14 protein-coding genes and 1 tRNA gene are annotated in these 17599 nt (G+C 35.5%); 3 read left to right on the top strand and 12 right to left on the bottom strand.

Features of this window, described 5'->3' with window-relative positions:
• Positions 1-59: 59 nt before the first annotated feature.
• From purK to ppiB, 4 genes are all read right to left on the bottom strand, one after another.
• Positions 60-1127, bottom strand: a complete 1068-nt coding sequence (gene purK, locus F1325_RS14260) for a 5-(carboxyamino)imidazole ribonucleotide synthase (RefSeq protein WP_109371329.1) — start codon at positions 1125-1127, stop codon at positions 60-62.
• Positions 1124-1645: a 5-(carboxyamino)imidazole ribonucleotide mutase gene (gene purE / locus F1325_RS14255; RefSeq protein WP_109371327.1), complete on the bottom strand. Its 522-nt coding sequence runs from the start codon at positions 1643-1645 to the stop codon at positions 1124-1126. The genes purK and purE overlap by 4 nt, the downstream gene beginning before the upstream one ends.
• 134 nt (positions 1646-1779) lie before the next feature.
• Positions 1780-2502, bottom strand: coding sequence for a UDP-2,3-diacylglucosamine diphosphatase (locus tag F1325_RS14250; RefSeq protein WP_109371325.1), 723 nt, complete (start codon positions 2500-2502; stop codon positions 1780-1782).
• A gap of 12 nt (positions 2503-2514) precedes the next feature.
• The gene (ppiB, locus tag F1325_RS14245; RefSeq protein WP_006533972.1) at positions 2515-3009 is read right to left on the bottom strand and encodes a peptidylprolyl isomerase B; all 495 of its coding nucleotides are present in this window, start codon (positions 3007-3009) and stop codon (positions 2515-2517) included.
• A gap of 375 nt (positions 3010-3384) precedes the next feature.
• Here ppiB and cysS point away from each other — a divergent pair, with 375 nt between their 5' ends.
• Positions 3385-4776 (top strand): cysteine--tRNA ligase, encoded by a 1392-nt coding sequence (gene cysS / locus F1325_RS14240; protein ID WP_109371323.1) that lies wholly within the window; start codon positions 3385-3387, stop codon positions 4774-4776.
• 89 nt (positions 4777-4865) lie between these two features.
• On the opposite strand, the gene F1325_RS14235 is transcribed toward cysS, so the two are convergent.
• The 4 genes from F1325_RS14235 to folD all read right to left on the bottom strand — a co-directional run bounded on the left by F1325_RS14235 (position 4866) and on the right by folD (position 8231).
• The gene (locus F1325_RS14235) at positions 4866-5309 is read right to left on the bottom strand and encodes a hypothetical protein (RefSeq protein WP_109371321.1); all 444 of its coding nucleotides are present in this window, start codon (positions 5307-5309) and stop codon (positions 4866-4868) included.
• Positions 5310-5546: 237 nt separating this feature from the next.
• Positions 5547-6488, bottom strand: coding sequence for a 1-phosphofructokinase (gene fruK / locus F1325_RS14230; RefSeq protein WP_109371319.1), 942 nt, complete (start codon positions 6486-6488; stop codon positions 5547-5549).
• A 654-nt stretch (positions 6489-7142) separates the two neighbouring features.
• Entirely contained in the window at positions 7143-7355 is a 213-nt protein-coding gene (gene ybcJ, locus F1325_RS14225; protein ID WP_109371317.1) for a ribosome-associated protein YbcJ, read from the bottom strand.
• A gap of 3 nt (positions 7356-7358) precedes the next feature.
• Complete coding sequence (gene folD, locus F1325_RS14220; protein WP_109371315.1) at positions 7359-8231, bottom strand: bifunctional methylenetetrahydrofolate dehydrogenase/methenyltetrahydrofolate cyclohydrolase FolD; 873 nt, start codon at positions 8229-8231, stop codon at positions 7359-7361.
• Positions 8232-8420: 189 nt separating this feature from the next.
• On the opposite strand from folD, the gene F1325_RS14215 reads away from it, so the two are divergent.
• Positions 8421-8497, top strand: a tRNA-Arg gene (locus F1325_RS14215).
• A gap of 587 nt (positions 8498-9084) precedes the next feature.
• The gene (locus F1325_RS14210) at positions 9085-9624 is read left to right on the top strand and encodes a hypothetical protein (protein WP_109371313.1); all 540 of its coding nucleotides are present in this window, start codon (positions 9085-9087) and stop codon (positions 9622-9624) included.
• A 148-nt stretch (positions 9625-9772) separates the two neighbouring features.
• On the opposite strand, the gene F1325_RS14205 is transcribed toward F1325_RS14210, so the two are convergent.
• The 4 genes from F1325_RS14205 to tssM form a co-directional block, all read right to left on the bottom strand.
• The gene (locus tag F1325_RS14205; protein ID WP_109371311.1) at positions 9773-10081 is read right to left on the bottom strand and encodes a helix-turn-helix domain-containing protein; all 309 of its coding nucleotides are present in this window, start codon (positions 10079-10081) and stop codon (positions 9773-9775) included.
• Positions 10082-10881: 800 nt separating this feature from the next.
• Complete coding sequence (locus F1325_RS14200; RefSeq protein WP_160230616.1) at positions 10882-12618, bottom strand: type VI secretion system baseplate subunit TssF; 1737 nt, start codon at positions 12616-12618, stop codon at positions 10882-10884.
• 59 nt (positions 12619-12677) lie between these two features.
• Entirely contained in the window at positions 12678-14009 is a 1332-nt protein-coding gene (locus F1325_RS14195) for a VasL domain-containing protein (protein WP_109371307.1), read from the bottom strand.
• Positions 14010-14048: 39 nt separating this feature from the next.
• Positions 14049-17597, bottom strand: a complete 3549-nt coding sequence (tssM, locus tag F1325_RS14190; RefSeq protein ID WP_160230615.1) for a type VI secretion system membrane subunit TssM — start codon at positions 17595-17597, stop codon at positions 14049-14051.
• Between the last annotated feature and the right edge of the window lie 2 nt (positions 17598-17599).

Raw genomic sequence — 17599 nt, 5'->3', positions numbered from 1 at the left:
CTTTATCTGAGGTCTGTTCGTTTAAAGGCTATTATTCTCTAACTTTATGAGTCGGACTGCTAGCTTAATTTTTCTAAAGCCCATTTGATAGGGTACTGATAGGCATCATCGAGCATTGAGCTTAATGATTTTAGTGTCTCTTTCAGAGGGAGATTATCGCGGTACACAAGATTGAGATGCCCAACCTTACGTGCAGGGCGCACTTCTTTTTCATACCAATGTAAATGAACTAATGGCAATGAAAGCCATTGAGGATTGACATCAGTGCCAATCAAATTAACCATGACTGCCGGTTGGCAAACCTCAGGTTTTGGCATGGGTAAATCTAAAATTGCACGTAGATGTAATTCAAACTGGCTAATTGAGGCTCCATTTTGTGTCCAATGACCACTGTTATGAACTCGAGGAGCTAATTCGTTAATAAGTAATTTATTATCAACGATAAAGCACTCCATCGCCATTACACCAACATAATTGAGTTTATTAAGGATGGCAGTTAGCATTTTTTCTGCTGATTGTTGTAGTTCTGATGCAGGGGTTGGTAATGCAACACTCATGCGTAAGATGCCATCTTGATGAAGATTGTGTGTTAATGGATAAAAAACACAGTCACCATTGCTATTTCTCGCGCCCACTAGTGAAACTTCACCTGAAAAGGGAATGCCTTGTTCAACAATACACTCACCATAAATTTCAGCAGGTAATTGCTGTTCTTCACCGGGATGAATGCGCCATTGACCACGGCCGTCATAACCACCAATACGGCGCTTTACAATAATAAAATCACCCAGTTGAGCGAAGATATCAGACCATTGTGTTGGTGACGTTAATGGTTGCCAAGGTGCTGTTGCTAAGTCCAATTCATCGAGAAGTTGTTTTTGAGGCAATCTATCAGCAAGTAATGGAAAAATATCACGGTTTACAAAGTTAGTATGACGTTCTAACTCTTTGGTGAGTGCAGTTTCAGGCCAGCGCTCAATTTCAGCTGTGATTATACTTTTTTGATAGGGAACGGCTTCAGGCTCTGCATCTAATCCTACTGGATAAACCGCAATTCCTAAAGGCTCACCAGCTTGTCTTAGCATTCGCCCTAATTGACCATTTCCAAGAACACAAACTGGCTTCATAGTGCCTCCCTTGGATCTGGGTTATTTAATACATCGTCAGTTTGTGCTGTGCGCCATGCTGTTAGTGCTTCAAAAATAGCAGGTGAGTGTAACGCTAAAATTTGAGCGGCTAATAAAGCAGCATTGGCGGCGCCTGCTTTACCAATTGCTAATGTTCCTACAGGAATACCTTTTGGCATTTGTACAATAGAGTAAAGGCTATCAACACCGCTTAATGCTGCACTTTGAACAGGAACACCTAATACAGGAACGAGTGTTTTTGCTGCGAGCATACCCGGTAAATGGGCTGCACCACCCGCTCCTGCAATAATGACATCAAAGCCATTACTTTTTGCCTGTTCTGCAAAGCTAAATAGCTTATCAGGGGTACGGTGTGCAGAGACAATCTCAACATGATAAGGAAGTTGTAGTGCGTCTAGTACATCAGCGGCATGAGACATTGTTGTCCAGTCACTTTTAGAGCCCATTACAATGGCGATACGAGCGGAAGAGGTATTTAGACCAACTTGAGAAGACATTACTTAACTGCTCCTGTAAGCATAAACGGATATAGCCTAATAAACTGAGCATGATAGTATCACGCTAACACGCATAGGAAAACGTTTGCGTAAAGAAAAAACAGCCTTTTTATGAAGAAAATAAGCGAAACAACTTAAAAGGGAAAATGAATCAATTCTATTTTTTCAGCAGTCACTTTAAACATAGAACCTTCAGTATGCCAAGCACCTAATACACCACGATAATGTATTTTGTCATCAATGTTGACTGTATGAATTGCTGGGCGATGCGTATGACCGTGGATCATCCATTCTGTATTGAAATGTTTAAAAGTATCTATCACAGCCTGTGGATTCACATCCATAATGGCATCTGATTTGTACTGATTTTCGTGCTGGCTACGTGAGCGCATTTTGTCAGCGATACGCAGTCGAATAAATAGAGGCAGTAGTGAGAATAGGCGCTGAATAAATTTATTGTGTACTTTTTTACGATAGCGTTGATAAGCTTCATCGTCAGTACAAAGCGTATCACCATGTAAAATTAAGATACGGTGCTGTTCAATTTCGAGCACTTTTTCTTGTGGAAGTAAGGTGATACCACTCTCTTTTGCAAAACGAGAGCCAATTAAAAAATCACGATTTCCATGAATAAAATAGCAAGGCACTTCTGCCTTTTTTAACGTCATCAGAGCTTGAGCAATTTGTTGATGTAAAGGATTGGGATCATCATCACCTATCCAAAAATCAAAAAAGTCACCTAAGATATAAAGTGCTTTTGCATGAATGGCTTGTTCTTTTAAAAAGCGAAGAAAACCGGCAGTGATTGCCGGTTCATGTTCACTTAGATGCAGGTCTGCAATAAAAAGCGTACACATAAAAAGTGAGGCTTATTCGCTAACCGTGACACTTTTAATGACGATATCTTCACGAGGAACATCTTGGTGGAAACCACTACGACCAGTGGAAACCGCTTTAATTTTATCCACAACGTCCATGCCTTCAACAACTTCAGCAAAGACACAATATCCCCAACCATTTGCGTTTTCAGCACGGAAGTTTAAGAAATCGTTGTCTGCAACGTTGATAAAGAATTGAGCAGTAGCAGAATGTGGATCGTTTGTACGAGCCATTGCTAATGTACCGCGGTTGTTTGCTAGGCCATTGTTTGCTTCGTTTCTTACAGGTGCTTTGGTCGCTTTTTGGTTCATACCCGGTTCAAAGCCACCACCTTGGATCATAAAACCATTGATGACACGGTGGAAAATAGTGTTATCGTAGAATCCTTCTTTACAGTAGTCTAAAAAATTTTCTACGGTTGCAGGTGCTTTGTCTGCAAATGTATTAATCACGATATCGCCGTAATTGGTATGAAAAGTAACCATATTCAGATCCTAATATAATTTTAGCTTTACCCAGATTTGGGCATAAACAACAGTCCCGTTTTTATATCACAGTTGCCTAATTTAGTCAGTATGCATCTTTTTCTCGCTCTACTTTTTCTTGCTAAATAAATCAGTAATAGAAGGAAAAAACACTTTTCGCCAAAATTTAGCCAAATAATAGAAGTTTGATTGTTCGCTATCAACGATTGAACAGTGAAAATAAGCGCTAAGCAGAGTAAGATAAAAACCTTAATCTTGAGTTTGCTTTGTCTTCAAGATCCAATATCCTGATTAATATCATGTTATAGTAGTTGTTATTTTCTTTTATATAAAAACGTAATAAACACGTACAGTTGAAAACGGGAACGTCCACTGATGCTAAAGATTTTTAATACTCTCACTCGCCAAAAAGAAGAATTTAAACCTATCCATGCAGGAAAAATAGGTATGTACGTGTGTGGCATCACTATTTATGACTTATGCCATATTGGTCATGGACGTACATTTGTGGCTTTTGATGCCATAACCCGTTATCTGCGTTACTTAGGATACGATGTTAACTATGTTCGTAACGTAACTGATGTAGATGATAAAATCATCAAACGTGCGATTGAAAATAATGAAACATGTGAGCAATTAACCACTCGTATGTTAGCTGAAATGCACAAAGACTTTGATGCATTAAATATTGCTCGCCCTGATTCAGAGCCGCGTGCAACGCACCATATTGCAGAAATTATTGAATTAACAGAAGCGCTAATTAAACGTGGACATGCTTACGTTGCTGACAATGGCGATGTCATGTTTGCTATTGATACTGATCCTGATTATGGCTTACTTTCTCGCCAAGATTTAGAGCAACTACAAGCCGGTGCTCGAGTTGAAGTGGCTAACGTAAAACGCAATCCAATGGATTTCGTCTTATGGAAAATGTCCAAACCGGGTGAGCCAAGCTGGGAATCTCCGTGGGGAGACGGTCGCCCTGGTTGGCATATCGAATGTTCTGCGATGAATGGTAAAGAGTTAGGACATCATTTTGATATTCATGGTGGCGGCTCAGACTTAATGTTCCCTCATCATGAAAATGAAATAGCGCAATCAACTTGTGCCCATGATGGTCCTTATGTTAATTACTGGATGCACTCTGGTATGGTGATGGTAGACAAAGAAAAAATGTCTAAATCACTTAATAACTTTTTTACTATTCGTGATGTATTGGCTTATTACGATGCTGAAACAGTGCGTTACTTTTTATTATCAGGCCATTATCGTAGCCAACTTAACTACACGGAAGAAAACTTAAAACAGGCTCGTACTGCATTAGAGCGCCTCTATACTTCATTACGTGGCACTGATGCAAATGCTCAACCAGTAGGTGGCGAAGTGTTTGAAGCGCAATTTATTGACGCTATGAACGATGATTTCAATACACCAGAAGCCTATTCAGTCTTGTTTGATTTAGCACGTGAAGTTAATCGTCTAAAATCGGTTGATATGAATGCGGCGAATGGCTTAGCCGCAGTGTTACGTAAGCTTGCTAAAGTATTAGGTTTGTTAGAGCAAGAGCCTGAGCACTTCTTACAAAGTGGTGCTAAAGCGGATGATGCTGGTGAAGTTGAAAAAATTGAATCATTAATTCAACAGCGTAATGATGCTCGTAAAAATAAAGATTGGGCGGCAGCTGATGTTGCTCGTGACGCGTTAACAGCGATGGGGATTGTTTTAGAAGATGGTCCTCAAGGAACAGCTTGGCGTCGTAATAACTAATACGACAATTGAGTAATAACACTTAATGCGTGTTTAATATAAAAATATCGGATATTTAATATCCGATATTTTTTTGTTTGATGATTAACTTATTGACTAATAATACTTGTTTCTCTTTCGCTATCTTTTTGTTTATCTTCAAAATAAGCAATTACGTTTTCAGAGAAAAAGAGTCGATGCGTTAAGATAACGATAATAGAAAAAACAACAAAGCTAACTTCAGACATATTTGTTAATGACATCGAAATACTAAGTATAAAAAAGAGCGAAATAGATAAACATACCCATGAAATTTTTAAAAAAGAGTAAGCATTTCTACTATTTCTAGCTAGTTTTATCCATACTGTAACTTGCATTATCATTGTTATAATTAGACACAGCATGATGAACAATCCCACTAGCATTGTTTGGCCGCCACCCATTGCCATTGCTAATAAATAAATCGGAGCCCCAGCAACTAATATAAATAAACTTACACCCAAAAATAATACTGAAATAACTTGTATCCATAAAAGTACTATGGGCCTTTCCATAAACTCTCCTAAAAACAGAAATAAGTTTTTATTGGCTTTAGAATATCTTTATTAAATTTTATTAAAGTGAAATTTATCGAATAAATAGAAAAAATAAAGTTTGATTTAATAATAAATAAATATTAATCAATTAAAGAGATTCTATTTTGGATTTTTTATAACCCAGCGTTAATATATTTAATTGAAGCAGTGATAATTCTACTTAATATTATTCAATTTACCACTGGGTGTTATTACTTATAATTTTAGAGGGGTTAATTCGACTTCAGCCATCATTTTTGCTAATTGTTCGCGATCATGAATACCAACATTGGTTTGGCTTACAGCAAGTGCAGAAACGGCAGTAGCAAGACGTAAGGTGTGTTCACTGGTTTGTCGCATCATTAAACCATAAATTAAACCACCAACCATTGAATCTCCAGCTCCGACTGTACTCACGACATCACATTTAGGTGGTTTTGCCATCCATGCGCCTGATGCATTAACCCACATCGCGCCTTGTTCACCTAATGAAATCACAACGTGAGCAATACCTTGCTGACGTAATGTTTGTGCTGCTTGCACAACATCAGAAAGTTCAGGTAAGGGTCTACCTGCCCAAATTTCTAATTCATGATGATTAGGTTTAACAAGCCAAGGGGAGGCTTTTAATCCCGCGACAAAAGCATCTCGGCTACTATCGAAGATCAAACACATACATTCGCTACGCAAGCGAGTCATCCATGCAGTGAAATCATTGAGATCAACGCTAGGAGGAACACTACCACTGACACAAATCATATCAAATTGACCCGCCCAACTTAGCGTGTCGTTAACAAAGCGAGTCCAGTCTTGTTTTGTGATTTCAAAACCAGAAAAGTTGAAGTCAGTCACTTTACCATTGGGTTCTGTGAGTTTGACATTAATACGAGTACGACCTTCAACCATTTGAAAACGATTAGCGATACCAGAGTCACTAAACTCTTTTTGGAATCCATCTTGGTTTTCTTTGCCTAAAAAACCGCCAACAGTGACATCAACGCCAAGGCTTTTTAAAACCTTAGCCACATTGATGCCTTTGCCCGCAGCATGGAAGCCAGCCGTTTTAACACGATTAACTTCACCAAGTTCAATAGGATTACTTAAACCAACAAGATCATATGCAGGGTTAAGTGTGATGGTTGCTACTCTGTGTTTCATGCTAGTTCCTTACCTTAAATAAAAGAACAGGCATCGATTTTTGCTGTAATTTAGCAAAGGCAGAGATACCTTGAGTGGGTAAGCCGAGCATAAAATCTCCTGTTAGATAAAGGGCAAAAAAGACTTAAATATCACAAAATAACAACTAAAATAGTATCATTAAGCTGAATCGTTTCAAATTATAACCTGTAATTTAGTACAAACAATGTTCTTTTGCCTAATGAAAGTAGAAATAAATTAGATCTAAATCACATTTTAGTGCATTTAAACATGAATAAACGGATAAAAGTATCAATAAAAAGGTTTGTTGCTGAAGTTTTACAGTAATGGTTGGAAAGTGTTATCCATATATAAAATAATAACTTATAGCACTTCTTTTTATCTATTTTTTTATAAAATGTACAATCTGCTGAACTGCAAAAGGAGATTATAACCATAGATAAGCTTAAAAATGATGATCTAAATTTAAATATATTAAATCAAATTTTATAATTTTGTTTTTATTCAATTGGTTATGCTGATTTATTTTTTTTTTAATATGAATAAATAAGAAAAAAGAGGAAGAAAAAGCGCATTGAAGGTAAAAAAGGGTTAAAAAGAAAAAAAAGCGAGGCTGAGATAGCGACGCTTTTTCAATATTAGTTAATTTGCTGATTATTTGCTGACGCTAACGGAAAACTCACCAAAGGTGACAATTTTTCCAGCAACAATTTTACAGCGTTTACGGGTTTCAACTTCACCGTCAACACTCACTAAACCTTCAGCAATGACACTTTTAGCAGCAGCTCCGCTTTCAGTCCAACCTTGAAGTTTTAATAAATCACAAAGCTCGACATAGTCGTGCCCATCTAATTGAAATGTTTCCATCGATTAATTATTTCCTGTTTCAGGGTCGTGATATTCTTCGCATGCTTGCAAAGTATTTTGAATAAGTGTGGCGACTGTCATTGGACCTACACCACCAGGGACGGGAGAAATCCAGCCCGCACGTTGAGATGCTGCTTCAAAATCAACATCTCCGACAACTTTACCACTTTCAAGACGGTTTATACCGACATCAATCACGATTGCACCTGGTTTAATCCACTCACCAGGAATAAAGTTAGGTTTTCCTACTGCCACAACGACTAAATCTGCGTGCTCAACATGAAAACGCAGATCTTTAGTAAAACGGTGGGTAACTGTTGTTGTACAACCCGAAAGTAATAGCTCTAAGCTCATTGGGCGACCAACAATATTTGATGCACCAATAATAACGGCATTTAAGCCATTCATAGGAATATTACAACGCTCTAGTAGAGTGACAATACCGCGAGGTGTGCAAGGGCGTAATTTAGGTGCACGTTGGCATAGGCGGCCGATATTGTAAGGGTGAAAGCCATCGACATCTTTATCAGGATGAATGCGTTCTAAAACCTTAACATTATCAATTCCGGCAGGTAAGGGGAGCTGAACGAGGATACCATCAATGGTGTTGTCTTCGTTAAGCTGGTCGATCAGATTTAATAAATCAGCTTCACTGGTAGTATCTGGTAAATCATAAGAGCGAGAAATAAAGCCAACTTCTTCACAAGCGCGGCGTTTACTTCCAACATAAATCTGTGATGCAGGGTTATCACCCACTAAAATAACAGCTAAACCCGGTGCTCGTTTTCCAGCATTAATACGTTGTTTTACTTTTTCTGCAACTTCGCTTCTGATGGTCTGCGCAATCGATTTCCCATCTATAATTCTTGCTGACATCTATACATCCAAATTATTCAATTACGGTATTGGTCTATTTTGTCAGATCAAGAGCAATCTGTCAGTCGAATACTTGCCATATTTTGACCATATAGTTTGATATCGTTGAAAAAGCGTTGACTCTCAGAATGTTGAACGTATAATTCACACCCGTTATCAGCACTCTTGCTGACGTCTAAGTTCTTCTAGGCGCCCTTAGCTCAGTTGGATAGAGCAACGGCCTTCTAAGCCGTAGGTCACAGGTTCGAATCCTGTAGGGCGTACCATTTCAAATCAAGTAGTTGCCTGTATTTCAAATTCTCTATTTTTCTCAATTGGGTCGTGTTTGGGACGCTAGCTTCGAAAATACTGTCTGTTGGGCGTACATGTTCAGTTAGGCATGAATAAATCACTTTATAAATACTCGTAGATTTTCTTGGTAATCTTTCCACTAAGCACTTTCATCTGCTTTACTTTTTTCTAACCCTCTCTACTTTTTTTGTGTTATTACTTCAAATTGAACTCCATCATGGATTTAAAAATCACGCCTAATAGTTCTAAATATTGATGTATTAAATATAGTTATTACAGTAGATAAAATTAGAGGGCGAACTTGAGAAATAATGTCATTAATATTCGAGATGATATGGTTAAGTAATTATTAAAATAAAATGTTAATAACTAATTTTAAAATCAGAATATAAAATAATTAATTTATTTTATTTTTTCAAATAAAGATAAAGTTTATAAGTATTAGTCATAGTTCAATAATCCATTTGGTTATTTATTAAATAAATTAATGCATTATAATGACTTTTAAATAAAAAAGATTAAAATATACAGATTTAATGCAAATAATATAAATGGAATAAAAATGCCTTTACCTAACCGATTAAAACCAAGAAAAGTCAGCAAAGCTAAACTCAATGAATTGATCGATTTACTACTAAAGATAACTGTCAAAATCGATAATGGTGCAACTGAAAATGATCCTGAACTTAACACCATGATAATAAAATGGAATGCACAAGTAGTAACACCTTGTGAATTTTCAGATTTTCGTGACTACAATTCGTGGACAAGTGCAAAAGAGTTTACAAAAATAGCTTTTAACCAAGTGAAGTATTTAGATGATCTGACTTATAACGAGTTGATTAGTATTGTTGATTTCATATGTTTAGCTGAAGGCAGTGAATCTGAACAATCTTATGCAATAAATTTACTCGAGATAAACTTTAAAGCCTTTTCTTCAGATCTTATTTATTGGCCTGATGAGTATTTTAATCTTGAAGAAGTTGATGATTTATCATCAGAAGAAATAGCGGCTTATTTGATGGAAGGATCTAATCGCAGATTATCTAATGCTCCAGATATTCTATTAAAATATTCAATCGTTAAGAAAAGTAACAATTAATCTTTTATTTTAACAAAAAAATCAAGCGATTGATTTTATAAATAGATGGTTTTTTACTTAAATAAAAAAAGATGAAAATTTTTGATGTGCTTTAACTGAAGTTATTAAAATATTAAATCAGATAGCGCTAAACAATATTACTGTGTCTTTATCTAAGATTACGGCGCTTCTTATTTCGTAATACAATAATCTCATTTGATGATAAAGTTGTTTCAGCCCAAGCAGTTAGCATTGGTGACATTATTTCGGGTGAAACCAACAAACTTTGTGGTGATATTCCTAATATTAAAGCAATAGCAATAAGCTGATCGACGGTTATTTTCAGATGTCCATTTTCCAAGCGTGAATAGTGTTGCTGACTGATACCAAGCCTTCTCCCCATCTCAATACCTGTTATTTTTAATTGCTTTCTTTTCTGTTTAATTCTCTGACCTACAACAATATTAATTGAACTCATATCAACCCCTCTTTTTAAAAGAGATTACCGTAAAAACACTTAGAGATCGATATGGGCGATCAAAAATAGATTATTGATAGTTGATATCTATCGGTTTTTATTTATTAAAAGATTTAAACCGTTTTACCAAAATCAAATAATTAGATAAATTACATTAGTCTTTAACAGTATTTTTGTTTGTTAATGACGTAATAGGCGTGTTAATTAAGAATAATATGAGTTAATTGGAGATTAGTAAGAATAGAAGGCACCATTTTGCATAACTTGCTCACCATTAGCTCCTGATATTTCAGCCGAGATTATAGGTGATTCTGCTGCAACCTTCGGGCTAAGCACAAAAAGGCACGCTATTTCAGTATTTATAAGATTATTGTGATCAGGTCTTAAATAGAATATGAATAATGCCAAAGAAGTAGAAATAAAATATTAAAAAGGATATTTGATTATATTATAAATACAATCTATTTTCTTATTATTTAATTACTGTAGAAAAAGCTTTTGAAAACATTCTATTTAAATCATCAGCAGAACGTTGTGCAGAACGTTTTTGGGCTAGCTTCTTGGATGCTGTCATGACACGAGAGTCTACAGTAGCCTAGGATGCAACAAAAAGAGCGACAGCATAGGCTCTTTCTTTAGCGCTATTATTAATTTTTGCCATGACTATTGCTCCTTATTTTTTATTAACTCTAAATGGATTCTCACATAAGGTGAACTTCCTATCAATATTTAAATTCCTAATTTTACAATACTAATATTATTATAGAACTTATTATATAATAATTTAATAGATAATATAATTATAATAATGACTTATAACCTTTTAGTGGAGAAGGTGATAAAAACCATTTTATTTTTTCATCATCTTTAAATTTAATTTTCATTTCTAATAACATATTTTCAGATAAACAAAATGGGAAGAAATGATAAAGATGAGAAACAAAGATAAACGCATCACCTTCATTATCAAAATAATCAGTATCTAGTGTTAATATTAAAGATAAACAGCGATGTGGCTTACCTTTTAAAATATAATCATAAGTCTGACTATTTAAATCAATACAGCCATCCAAGGAATTTTTTATTTTCCTTGTAACTTGTTTATCTAATTCTGCATAAATTAAATAATCACTTAACATATTTTTTATTGTTGTAATAGACATTAACATAAAAGCATTAGCACTATAATGTGATAATAAATGCCAATAACATTTATCATCAACAATAGGTGGAAAACATTCTGATAACGGTGTGATATTTTTGAGCAATAAATTATCAGGCATGTTTTCACTATGTGCATTCAACACACCAATGCTGTTATTTTTATATCTTTCAAAGCCAATATAAGTACAGGAAAAATGTAGGCTCGGTGGCGAGATAAGCTCTTCACCTTTATTGTCATAGAAATGAACAATATAGAATGTTCTCCCAGTGATATCTTTATCAATAGTTAATGAATAAAAAAGAGAATTTTGATATTGAGGCAATAGGCGAGATGCTGATGTTAATTCAGTTATTGAGTAAAAATGACAATAAATACCACGCTCTTTTTCATGTGGCTCTAATGAAAGCATGATTTCAGATAAACTTGAAAGATAATGGTTATCTGGAATAGGCAGTAAATAAGATGATTTATTCTCTTGGAAATCAATGATAACTGTATGATCTTTCTCTTTATCAACTGTAGGAATACAGTTAAGTAAAAAACAATCTTGGCATTGTTCTTCGGTTAATGAAATTTGCTTATTTAAATAAATACTAACTGTAAATTGAGTACTTTTTCCCCAATCTAGTTGTTTGATAATAATGGGAATATCTAAACTGATAAAATGGTGAACATGAGGAAGATACAACCCCTCTAATAATTGTTGTGGCGCTTTCGGAGTATTTTCTGATTGTGGAAAAATAGGGTAATCTTTACCAATTTGAGATTTAAAACAAAACGTTGTGTTATCACCATGATAACTTTGATCGGCATGTTTTAGCTCAATATAGTCAAAATGCTGAGTTAACCCAAGTAACAGAGTATCTGCAATATCCTTGATTGGGCTAAGAAATAAATTTAGCGAGCAAGATTGCCTTTGCTCTATATCACCAAGGTAGGCAAAAGTTAAAGAGATACAACTTTTATTAGGTTGATGTGTTACTTGTTTTTCAATAAGAGAATAAGGTTCAATATATAAATCGCGACAAGTTGAAAAACACTCATCATCACTGCCTAAAGCACTACTGTTTTTAGGAATGTAATAACTGTAGTTAATTTCTTTATCACAACTGATTTGAATAATTGATGTTGATGGTAAGCCTTTTATTGCTTGAGAGCCGAGGCGTTGTAATAAAGGGAGTGTGATTTCAGGGAAAGCATCATCAATCTTTTCTTGCAAGTGAGCAGAAAGAAAGGCAAATCCCTCCATTAAATAGCTAGTTTGAGGATCATCTGGCTCTAAAACTTCCGCTAAATGCGGTTTTTTTTGTGCGTAGGATTTAGCCAGTTTTTGCAGGTATTGCCTTTCTTTTAAATATTTAATTTCGCTCATGTTAATCTAATATCTACCCTTTAATAATAAATAATATCTGTCATAACTTTTGGTTATTTTTAATATGAATAAGGCTTTAATCCTAACTCTTCAGCTTCTTTTTGAAGGAGATAATATCGAGCCAATAATCCATTAATATCTGCATCGAGATTATTAATTAATGCGGGAGAAATAGACTGCTCTTTACTTATTTCTTGTGAAAATTCATACAGTTTATTTTCAATCGGCACAGTTTTGTTATGGCTTTTTTGTATTTCATAAATAGCCGTTTTTAAATAAGAAAGAGTAAAGCTTCCTCTGTTACGTTCTTGTTGAACAATCCTATCGGAAAGCTGTTGAATTAATTTATTCGTATCAGACCAACTGCTGTCAATGGGGGCGTTTTCTAATCGTGTGGTAAGGATATTTTGCCATTGTCGTGTTGCGTAAGATTGATCAGCATTATTAGGCCAAAGCTTTTTAGCCACTTCCAACATATGATCTGATTTTCTTAAAGCAAATATAGGAGACTGTTTTTCCATTAAAATAAGATTATTTGCGTATGAACTGATATTAGGTTGATATAACCACTGTGTAATGGCGCCTTCAGGTTGAGCGGTAATTGCAGAGAGTTCTTTTTGCATCGGTAGATAAATCGCCACACCAATAGCAATAAAAATAGCACTACTACTTAATAATCCAATAAAAAAGCCTTTTTTTGCACTCATTGGTTTTTTCTCAATGGGAGGATCGTCATATAAAACAACTTCGGCGATAGGGTTAGGTTTAGAAATATTATTTTCTTTAAGTTCATCAGATGCACTGATATAGACAATAGGTGGGATCTTAACGGCATTATTGCTACTTTTTTGAGTCGAATTTTTTGTACTTTGCTCTAAGGTTTTCGCTGCATTTTGGAAAAACCAAAGTAAATTTTCTAGCTTCGGTAATTTAGGCCAATCAGTATGCGCAAGTTGATCGATAATTAATTGCAGCGCTCTTTCTGAGCGATAAATTAAACGTAAATCAGTAGGTGAGAATGTTAACTGACGCAATAAAACACCGGCTTTGGTATTAAACCAATTTAAAACATCACACCGATGATTTGGCTGAGTAGGCCAAAGATTATCCCATTGACTCACCACTATATTGGCAAGTAACTCGCATCCTTCAGTAAAACCATTTAATCCATTTAAATGAAGACGAGCCAGCGTGTAATAAACGCCACTCTGTAAATCGATACCATGGGTTTTAAATAACGTTAATGAGAGAGATTCAATAAGCGTCCAACTGATCTCAGGTTGAGAAGGATGATTAAGTTTATTAAATTCCGCTTTTAATGCGATAAATTCAGGGATATCTAAAGGAGAGCCTGCAATTTTTATCACAAATTTTTCTTTTGGCGTATTCATGAAATATCCTATCCCCTCATAAATATGAGGGGAAATCAGTTAATAAAGGGTTTCTGGTAATTTGAAGCGAGTAAATAATCCACCAAAGAATGGATTATTAGATTCATCGATTGTGATCCGATATGCCATATCACCACCATCAAGGGTGAATTTCACATCGAAAGAGTGCGGTTTTATATTGGTAAGTTTGCCACCATTAATGAGTCGCATTTGTGCCCAAGGTCCATTAAATAAAATAGCCCGCGGTGACTTATCTCCAGAAATAGGCACTAAGGTAAGCTTGCTCTCGACATTTGAACGCATTGAATTAGGCCAAACCATGTGTACGGTATGGCTTCTGCCATGTGAATAATCGAGTAATTGTCCATCAAGATTTAAAATGCTACGACGTTTATTGCCAGCGAGAGAAAGTGCTTCGATGGCAAATTGTGCTTCTAAATTTCCTTGAGCATTAAAAAACGTATTTCTAATTCGATTAGCAATTTCAAGTTGTTCTAATACATCAGGACGAATAAGTGATTGACCATCACTATTTTCAATCAAGTTATTTTCCACAAAAAGGCGTAGGTTTTGCTGATAGAAGCTATCTAATGTGCCATTTGGTTTGAAAAAGCGCTCAAACTCACTTAAAGGAACATCTTGTGTGGTTGCCGCGTTAAACGGATAGCGACCTATAATGTAGGTATGATATTGCTTAACGACGGTTTCATTCCACTCAACCTCCATGTAGCGAATAGCTTCTTTTTGTACCACATTCCACGCTTGATCCGCTAATTCTCCTACCCAACGATTCATTGGTTCAGGCAATGTTTTAGCTGATTGAGATAATTCAAAAATAATGTCGCGGTTATTATCTTCAAGGCGAGAGGTCACGGCCTTTAAGGCTGCTTTACCTGGTACTGGAGAGTTATAAATACCTAATAAATAACGATGAAGTTCATTTAATTTTTGATTGAGATTTTGTAAATAATCACCATTATTGCTGACAAGAATTTCAGTTTGAGGTGCAAATTCTTTATCTAATCGAGTGAGCAATTTGTATTTCAATTCATCCATTAATGCCTTTTGATCAGCAATGGGTAACGAACTGTCTATTTTAGGTAATGTTGTATTATCTCTTAGTACTTGTAATGCACGACGAATGGGCTGTTCACCGCTAATAATTTGCTCTAATGCATTAATCTCATCTTGTAGTGATTCAAATTCTCTTATTTCAAGATTACTCATGGCGGCACGCCATTGAGCCGTATAATCATTTAGGTATTGCTCAGTGATTTGGCGTTGGATCTCTTTTCTGTCACTTTCACTGTATTGAGTATTTGTGTTTAAATTTAATACCCATGCATCTAAGAAGGTTAGATCCACCAGCTCATCATTATGTTGAGTAAAGTAGTTTGTTAACCCATACAGCGTTAGAAGCTGAGGCATTTGAAGTTTATCTTCATTAATCGCAGTAAAAATAGAGTCAAAGCTAGGACCAACTTGATGACGTATATTTAATGGTGATGAGAGAGCTTGGTTCGCTTTAAGACGTAATGTTTGATAAACACGTTGATAAAGAGGTAAACGGCTTAACTCTTTTTGCGCAGTATTGATTGGCTGAGTAAATGGTGTAAAAGCATTAATAGCAGTTACCTCACCTGCCTTGCGTTGAGTTTGCCAATCGGTATGTTTCAATGCGTATTGTAGATGTGACATTAATTGAGATTGAATATCTCTCTGACCTGTAAATAAGCGACTCCAATAATTGGCCATAAAGTTTTCAACAATTTCATTATTACGCCCACTCTTATCTTCAAGCATGCGCATAATGCGTAATATCTCTAATTTTTCTTCACTACCGGCTGGCGCTTTATTCAGCTCAGTCAGTAAAGAATTCATAATTGAAGGTAGATAATGTTCGGTTATCAATTGGAGATAAACATTTTCGACATAAGGCCCAACATTCTTTCCTTGGTATAATCCAAGATCGGAAAAAGTATCACTTTTTTCGCGATAATTACCGTAGGCCAATGTGGCATCTAATAATGGATTTAATACCGCAAGTTGTTCTTTTCCTGCTGTATTGGTGGTAATTGTTGCTTCTGAAGAGTGAAATGCTTTCACTTCATTAAGTACATTTTCGCCAGATTGGTAGTTTTTACTGTAATAATGACTCCAACCATTCCATAAAGCGATAACACCAACAACACTAATAGCGGAAGCTAATAGAACTCTTCTGCGATGTTTTTTTAGCCAAAACTGACTTTCAGCGGCAAGATTCGGCTCTGATAACAAAATATTTTGAAAAAGTGATTGCGTAAAATAGCTATGAGTTTCTGCAATGGGCCAAGTGGCTAGCGGTGCTGTTGGTAAATGGTATTGAACTGAGGCCGTTTGACTAAAGATATTATCAACTTGACCGACTTGTGTTGCTGAAGTGAGGTATACCCCTCTTAATTGAATATCTTGCTCTTTATTACTGGACGTTAATGCATTAAGCAGGCTAATAACGTTAGTTTTTAGCCCTTGGATTTGACGAATAAAACTAAATAACTTAGTACGTTGGCTTTCATCAACGCGATTCAGCATCATCTCAGGAAGGGCGCTATTCATTTGGCTTACCCACTGTTCCCAAAATGCATTAAGATCTTTTTCCCAATTATTTTCACTATTTAATCGGAATGTTACACCTAATATTTCATCGCGCTGTTTCGCTTCTAATGGCTGAAACATAGCGTCAAATCCCTGTAATAAATCGAGCTTTGTAAACACGATATAAATAGGTAATTGACTATTAAAAGCGATGCGAATTTCTTGTAATCGCATATGCAATGAAGCAATAAATTGGCTATTTTTCTCTTTATCGTTTGTCAGCAGTTGTAATGTATCAATAGTAAGAATAATACCATTCATTGGTTGACGAGAACGATGTTCATTTAGCCAGACTAATAACTCATTCCATAATCGGTGATAAAGTTTTGGTTTTTCTAAAATAAGATTGGGTTGCGTAATTAACTTACCTTCTGGCATTAATAATATAGCTTGATCAGCCAATAACATTTTTATATGCAAAGGTAATTTTTGTTCGCTAACGATATTTTCAATAGGCGCAATATCTAATGTATTAAGGCTATTTTTTAATAATGTATTTTTGCCACTTTCATCAGTACCTAGAACAAAATACCAAGGCTTTTGATAAAGCGCATTGGTATGCCCATTTTGATGTTTAATAAATTGCGATTTCCAGTAGTTTAAATAACGGTTTTGATGCTCAATATCATTAAGTACGGGATCGACAATAGCGAGTTCAACATCTAATTTTAGGGCTTCAAGTTTTCTTACACGAAGCCATGTTGCAATGCCAACCCAACTGACAACGACTAAAATAGTGATAACAGTCGCTAGCCAGCGAGCGCTGAGCGATCTTAATGGGTAATCCCCTTTAAATTCATAATTAGCTCCCCACCACCAAATCCAAATGACAAATAGTGCCGGAATTAAGGCAATAAAAAGTAAAAAGAAGGATTTAATTTTTGATTTATCAGCAAAGAAAATTTTTTTTATAAAATCCGTTATTTTCTTTCCAGAAAGAAATGACCAATTCATTA

Source organism: Proteus columbae (genome assembly GCF_009914335.1).
Taxonomy (GTDB): Bacteria; Pseudomonadota; Gammaproteobacteria; order Enterobacterales; family Enterobacteriaceae; genus Proteus.
Note: the sequence above shows the minus strand (reverse complement) of the source record. Positions and strands in the feature narration are given on the sequence as shown.